Genomic DNA, 6,000 nt, shown 5'->3' with positions numbered 1-6,000 from the left:
CCTCCTTAAATCACAACCTCAAATCTGTGCCATTGGCGCTGAAGGCAGACACGGCCCGGCTCTAATCCCAGCTTGTGGAAAGCTGGGGGTCACGTCAATGGGCACCCAATCAGTCACGTATGTTCGAAGAACCTGACGACGACGAGCCCCCGCCTTCGCTGGAAGATCGCCTAACCTCGCCCCCGATATGATAGAGGAGATCATCGAGACCATCGCCGCCATGAATGGCGATGACCCTGAGGAGCGCCGTGGGGTGGCGACCGCCACGGTCGCAAACTCAACAAGGGGGAGCCCGTCACCGGGCTCCCCGCCTTTATCGAGACGCTCGATTTGCAGCCGTTTGAAAAGACGCTGCGCAAATGGCTGCGCCAGCCGGCGGGGTCCGCAACGGCGAACCCGGACGCCATCCGGCTGGATGAGCCGCGCGACCATGTGACTGTGACCGCGGTGGCATCGACACGTGGCGCACCGCTCCATCGTCTGCAAGCTCGATGCCCGGATGGCGAACCCTGACGAGCGCGCCTTCGACTTCGATCCGGTGGATGAGGTGCGGCGGGACAGGGCGGCCCTCGTCATGGCGGCGCTGACCGTCTTGCGGGCTTATCGGGCGATGGGCGCTCCGCCGGCGAAGTTGAAGCCCTTTGGCGGGTTCGACGACTTCGACCTCATCCGCGAATTTTCGGTACGCCCGAGAGGGTGGTTTGCCATTATACCCTTACGGGCAGGTGCAGGCATCGGAACGTATCCCACCCTCGACGGTGTGGTTGATCTACCCTCTTTATCCGGCACCGACGCCGAAATCTCGCGGGCGTGGTCTTGTCGAGCTGGTGGACGGGACCATGACTGAGGCTGTCGCTGACATCACTCAATTCCGAGAGGTGCTGAAGTCCGACCACCCCCCGTTACCGTCGATGGGACGTCCGCTGAAATACCCGGAATACTATTGTGCAGCCAAAGCATTCTGGGACGCAAAACGGGGGTAAGCTTAAATCCGGCGTCGTCATCGAACATATCCGGACTGACCTGCCCCCCGGCTGATCCCGCGGTCATAACGAGAGTCTGCCGGTTTGATATTCGTGCAAGCCCGCCGGCACAAGCGCGCCGGGCGGGATGCTTCCATCTTGCAGGAACGCCCGGCGCGCTTGTGCCGGCGTTCGGTTCTCCAGGGATGAGTGCGGCCTGACGTTGTTGTAGTCGTAGCGCCAGACAGCCAGCTTGCGCCTGGCGTCAGCCAGGCTGTCGAACAGCTCTTCATTCAGGAGCTCGTCGCGCAGCGACCCGTTGAACGATTCAATGAACGCATTCTGCTGCGGCTTGCCCGGATCGATATAGTGCCATTCGACCCGGTTCTCGCTCGCCCACTTCAGGATTGCCCGGCTCGTGAACTCCGTCCCGTTATCGCTGACGATGCAGGCCGGTTTGCCATAGAGCCGCACCAGCGTGTCGAGTTCACGTGCAACCCGGGCGCCAGAGATGCTCGTATCACCCAGCAGGCATAGGTTCTCCCGCAGGCGTCATCGTTGATCGCCAGGATACGCAGCCTGCGGGAAGCGCCGAAGGTATCGGCCACAAAGTCCATCGACCAGCGATCGTTCGGCCGCAGCGGCACAGGCATCGGCGTCCGACTGCCGCGTGCTCGCTTGCGCCCGCGCCGCTGCCGCACCGACAAGCCCTCTTCGCGATACAACCGGTAGAGCTTCTTGTGGTTCATCACGTGCCCCTTGCGTTCGAGCATGACGCCCACGCGCCGATAGCCGAACCGGCGGCGCTGAGCGGCTATCTCGCGCATCTCATCGCGGATCTCGGCATGGTCTGGCGGACGTTCTCGCCGGACCGTCTTGGGGTCGACGCCAACCAGCACGCAGGCCCGGCGCTGTGAGACCTGGTAATCCCGCATCACGCCGAGCGCCACGTCCCGTCGCTGGCCTGGCGTCGTCAGACTTTTCCCAGGAGATCCTTGAGGATCGCATTGTCCAGCACGCTTTCGGCCAGCAGCCGCTTGAGCTTGCTGTTCTCCTCCTCAAGCAACCGCAGGCGCCGCGCCTCCGATACCTCAAGGTCGCCATACTTGGCCTTCAGCTTGTAAAAGGTCGCAGGGCTCAACCCGCGCTTGCGGCAAACCTCGGCAGTCGGCAGTCCGGCCTCCTGCTCCTTGATCATGCCGATGATCTGCTCCTCGGTAAATCGACTCTTCCTCATTCGTCTGCTCCTTCGCTCAGGGCAGACTCTACATCAAATCGAGGGAGCCAGCGGGGGGCAGGTCAACTGCCATGGCGGATCAGCCAGGATTGTCCCAAATTTCTTACCTCGCGCGGTCGCGAGAAGATTGATAGCCGCATCGCTGAGAGGAGCGTCAGATGAGAACATAATGAGATCTTGGCCTAGCTAGCTGATATGGTCAAGCCGTTACGTTATCGCCGCGAACAAATTGCGTCCGGCTCGCGCTCAAACCGAAAAGCCGCCCGAGTTCCGCCTGTTCGACCCCGCTGCCAGCACCTTCCTGCCCGTCGGGGTCAGCGTCCATTTCGCGCCTTGCTGGACGACCAGACCCAGCGCGACGAGTTCGTCGCGGACGGGGTCGCCGGGGAGTTGCGGGCGGCGGTTGGACAGACCTTCCAGCGTGGCGCGCTGGGGCTGATTCAGGGTCAGCAGTTTCAGCTTTTTCCTGTCGGTCATTTTGGGGCCGTTGGCTTTTTCCTGCGCGCTTTGCGTCAGTGGTCCGGCCCGCCCCGCAGCGACGAGCGAAGGTTTCGCAAGTCTCGCGGCCCCTCCCCTGAAGGGGAGGGATCGGGTTGTTACTCTGCGGCGATGCCGGCTTTGGCGAACATGTCTTCGCCGTCGTCGCTCGGCTCGGGCGCGGCTGCGCCGTCGTCATTGGCTTTCGCCTTTTTGCGGTTGTCGAAGCTGGTCCACACGCTGTTCCAGTCGCCGCGCGTCGCCGCCTTGCTATATTCGGTTGCGCGCGTTTCAAAGAAATTGGCGTGCTCGACACCGTTCAACAGCGGGGCGAGCCACGGCAGCGGGTGCTCGTCGATCATGTAGATCGGCTGGAAGCCCAATTGCCCCAGGCGCCAGTCGGCGATGTAGCGGATGTAGCGCTTGATCTCCTTGGGCGTCATGCCGGGGACCGGACCCTGTTCGAACGCCAGGTCGATGAACGCATCCTCGAGCCGCACCGTCTTTTGGCAGCAGTCGATGATGTCCTCTTTCACCGCCTTGGTCAGGCAGCCGCGTTCCTTGACAAAGGCGTGGAACAGGCGCGTGATGCCTTCGCAGTGCAGGCTTTCGTCGCGCACCGACCAGCTGACGATCTGGCCCATGCCCTTCATCTTGTTGAAGCGCGGGAAGTTCATCAGCATCGCGAAGCTGGCGAAGAGCTGCAAGCCCTCGGTAAAGCCGCCGAACATCGCGAGCGTGCGCGCGATATCCTCGTCGCTGTCGACCCCGAAGGTGCCGAGATAGTCGTGCTTCGCGCGCATCTCGTCATATTCGAGGAACATGCCATATTCGCTCTCTGGCATGCCGATCGTGTCGAGCAGGTGGCTGTAGGCCGCGATATGCACCGTTTCCATGTTGCTGAACGCGGTCAGCATCATCTTGATCTCGGTCGGCTTGAACACGCGGCCATATTTGTCGTGATAGCAATCCTGCACCTCGACATCGGCCTGGGTGAAGAAGCGGAAGATTTGCGTGAGCAGGTTGCGTTCATGTTCGGAAATCTTCTGCGCCCAGTCGCGGCAATCCTCGCCCAGCGGCACCTCTTCGGGCATCCAGTGGATTTGCTGCTGGCGCTTCCAGAAGTCATAGGCCCAGGGATATTCAAAGGGCTTGTAGGTCTTGCGGGCTTCTAACAACGGCATGGCGGCTATCCTTGGGTCAATTCTTGTTCGTCATTCCGGCGAAGGCCGGAGTCCATCGATGGGTTGCGCTTCCCCGCGTGGACCCCGGATCGAGTCCGGGGACGAGGGTGAGGGCGCGGGTCACTGACAAGCCAGGCATTCGTCATAGTCGGTGGTCGCGAGTTCATATTTCGCCGCCTCCGGCGTGTTGTCGGCCTCGACCCCGCCGGCGAAGCCGGCGCGCTGCACCGATTTCGAGCGGAGATAATAGAGCGATTTGATGCCGAGTTCCCACGCGCGATAGTGGAGCATGAGCAGATCCCATTTCTCGACATCCGCCGGGATGAACAGGTTCAGCGACGCGGCCTGGTCGATATAGGGGGTGCGGTCGGCGGCGAGTTCCAAGAGCCAGCGCTGGTCGATCTCGAAGCTTGTCTTGAACACATCCTTTTCGTCCTGGGTCAGAAAGTCGAGGTGCTGGACGCTGCCGCCGCGTTCGAGGATCGAGTTCCACACCGCGTCGCTGTTCTTCGCCTTGTCGACGAGCAGCGCTTCGAGATGCGGGTTGCGGATCGAGAAGCTGCCCGACAGCGTCTTGTGCGTATAGATGTTCGCGGGGATCGGCTCGATACACGCGCTGGTGCCGCCGCAGATGATGGAAATCGACGCGGTCGGCGCGATCGCCATCTTGCAGCTGAAACGCTCCATCACGCCCTGATCGGCGGCGTCGGGGCAGGGGCCGCGTTCCTTCGCGAGCAGCATCGAGGCGGCGTCGACCTGCGCGCGGATATGCTTGAAGATTCGCAGGTTCGACGATTTCGCCATCGCGCCCTCGAACGGCAGGCCGCGCGCCTGAAGGAAGCTGTGGAAACCCATCACGCCGAGGCCGACGCTGCGTTCGCGGCTGGCGCTATATTTGGCGCGCGCCATTTCGGGCGGGGCACGGTCGATATAGTCCTGCAAGACATTGTCGAGCATGCGCATGACATCCTCGATGAAACGCTTGTCGCCGTTCCATTCGTCCCAGGTTTCGAGGTTGAGGCTCGAGAGGCAGCAGACCGCGGTGCGATCATTGCCCAGATGGTCGCGGCCGGTCGGCAGCGTGATTTCGCTGCACAGGTTCGAGGTGGTGACCTTCAGCCCCAGGTCGCGGTGATGCTTGGGCATCATGCGGTTCACCTGGTCGATGAAGATGATGTAGGGTTCACCCGTCGCAAGGCGCGTTTCGACGAGTTTCTGGAAGAGCGATCGCGCATCGACGGTGCCGCGGACGCTGCCATCCTTGGGCGATTTGAGGTTGAACTCGGCGCCGTCGCGGACGGCCTCCATGAACTCGTCGGTGACGAGCACGCCGTGGTGGAGGTTGAGCGCCTTGCGATTGAAGTCGCCCGACGGTTTGCGAATCTCCAGAAACTCCTCGATCTCGGGATGCGAGATGTCGAGATAGCAGGCGGCCGAGCCGCGGCGGAGCGAACCCTGGCTGATCGCGAGCGTCAGGCTGTCCATCACGCGGACGAAGGGGATGATGCCGCTGGTCTTGCCGTTGAGGCCCACGGGTTCGCCGATGCCGCGCACCGCGCCCCAATAGGTGCCGATGCCGCCGCCGCGGCTCGCGAGCCAGACATTCTCGTTCCAGGTGCCGACGATGCCCTCGAGGCTGTCGTCGACCGAGTTGAGGTAGCAGCTGATCGGCAGGCCGCGGCCGGTGCCCCCGTTCGACAGCACCGGGGTCGCGGGCATGAACCAGAGCTTCGAGATATAATCATAGAGGCGCTGGGCATGATCCTGATCGTCGGCATAGGCATCGGCGACGCGCGCGAACAGGTCCTGATAGGATTCGCCGGGGAGGAGATAGCGGTCCTGCAGCGTTTCCTTGCCGAAATCGGTAAGCAGCGCGTCGCGCGTCGCATCGGTGACGATAGTGAATCGGCGCGCATGAACCTTGGGTTCGCCGCTGTCGCCCGCCGTCGCCGTGGGCGCGAGCGACGATTCGCGCTTCGCCTCGGGCGCTGCGGGCGCGTCATTCTTCGTCAGTTCCACCGTCGCCACGTCGTTCGTCTCCACCCGTTCGCTTTCCCGAAAATCCATTCCGTTCGCCCCCCGATCCATATGCGCACAAAGATGCGCGTGTTCCCGTCTTGTTCGACTCGGAGCGAAGCCC

4 protein-coding genes and 1 pseudogene are annotated in these 6,000 nt (G+C 62.4%); 1 reads left to right on the top strand and 4 read right to left on the bottom strand.

What is annotated here, in order from left to right:
- Positions 1-460 precede the first annotated feature (460 nt).
- The gene (locus HUW43_RS05230; RefSeq protein ID WP_188236385.1) at positions 461-847 is read left to right on the top strand and encodes a hypothetical protein; all 387 of its coding nucleotides are present in this window, start codon (positions 461-463) and stop codon (positions 845-847) included.
- A gap of 199 nt (positions 848-1,046) precedes the next feature.
- Here the strand turns inward: HUW43_RS05230 and HUW43_RS05225 are convergent.
- The 4 genes and pseudogenes from HUW43_RS05225 to HUW43_RS05210 form a co-directional block, all read right to left on the bottom strand.
- Positions 1,047-2,199, bottom strand: a pseudogene (locus HUW43_RS05225) (IS3 family transposase).
- A gap of 246 nt (positions 2,200-2,445) precedes the next feature.
- Entirely contained in the window at positions 2,446-2,676 is a 231-nt protein-coding gene (locus tag HUW43_RS05220) for a hypothetical protein (RefSeq protein ID WP_188236384.1), read from the bottom strand.
- Between the two features lie 119 nt (positions 2,677-2,795).
- Positions 2,796-3,860: a ribonucleotide-diphosphate reductase subunit beta gene (locus tag HUW43_RS05215; protein WP_188236383.1), complete on the bottom strand. Its 1,065-nt coding sequence runs from the start codon at positions 3,858-3,860 to the stop codon at positions 2,796-2,798.
- A gap of 120 nt (positions 3,861-3,980) precedes the next feature.
- Positions 3,981-5,927, bottom strand: coding sequence for a ribonucleoside-diphosphate reductase subunit alpha (locus HUW43_RS05210; RefSeq protein WP_188236382.1), 1,947 nt, complete (start codon positions 5,925-5,927; stop codon positions 3,981-3,983).
- Positions 5,928-6,000: the final 73 nt, after the last annotated feature.

Source organism: Sphingopyxis sp. LK2115, from assembly GCF_014595975.1.
GTDB lineage: Bacteria > Pseudomonadota > Alphaproteobacteria > Sphingomonadales > Sphingomonadaceae > Sphingopyxis.
Note: the sequence above shows the minus strand (reverse complement) of the source record. Positions and strands in the feature narration are given on the sequence as shown.

Coding starts and splice junctions, on each gene's coding strand:
- HUW43_RS05220 (WP_188236384.1), bottom strand. CDS start 2,676: ATGACCGACAGGAAAAAGCTGAAACTGCTGACCCTGAATCAGCCCCAG.
- HUW43_RS05210 (WP_188236382.1), bottom strand. CDS start 5,927: ATGGATTTTCGGGAAAGCGAACGGGTGGAGACGAACGACGTGGCGACG.
- HUW43_RS05215 (WP_188236383.1), bottom strand. CDS start 3,860: ATGCCGTTGTTAGAAGCCCGCAAGACCTACAAGCCCTTTGAATATCCC.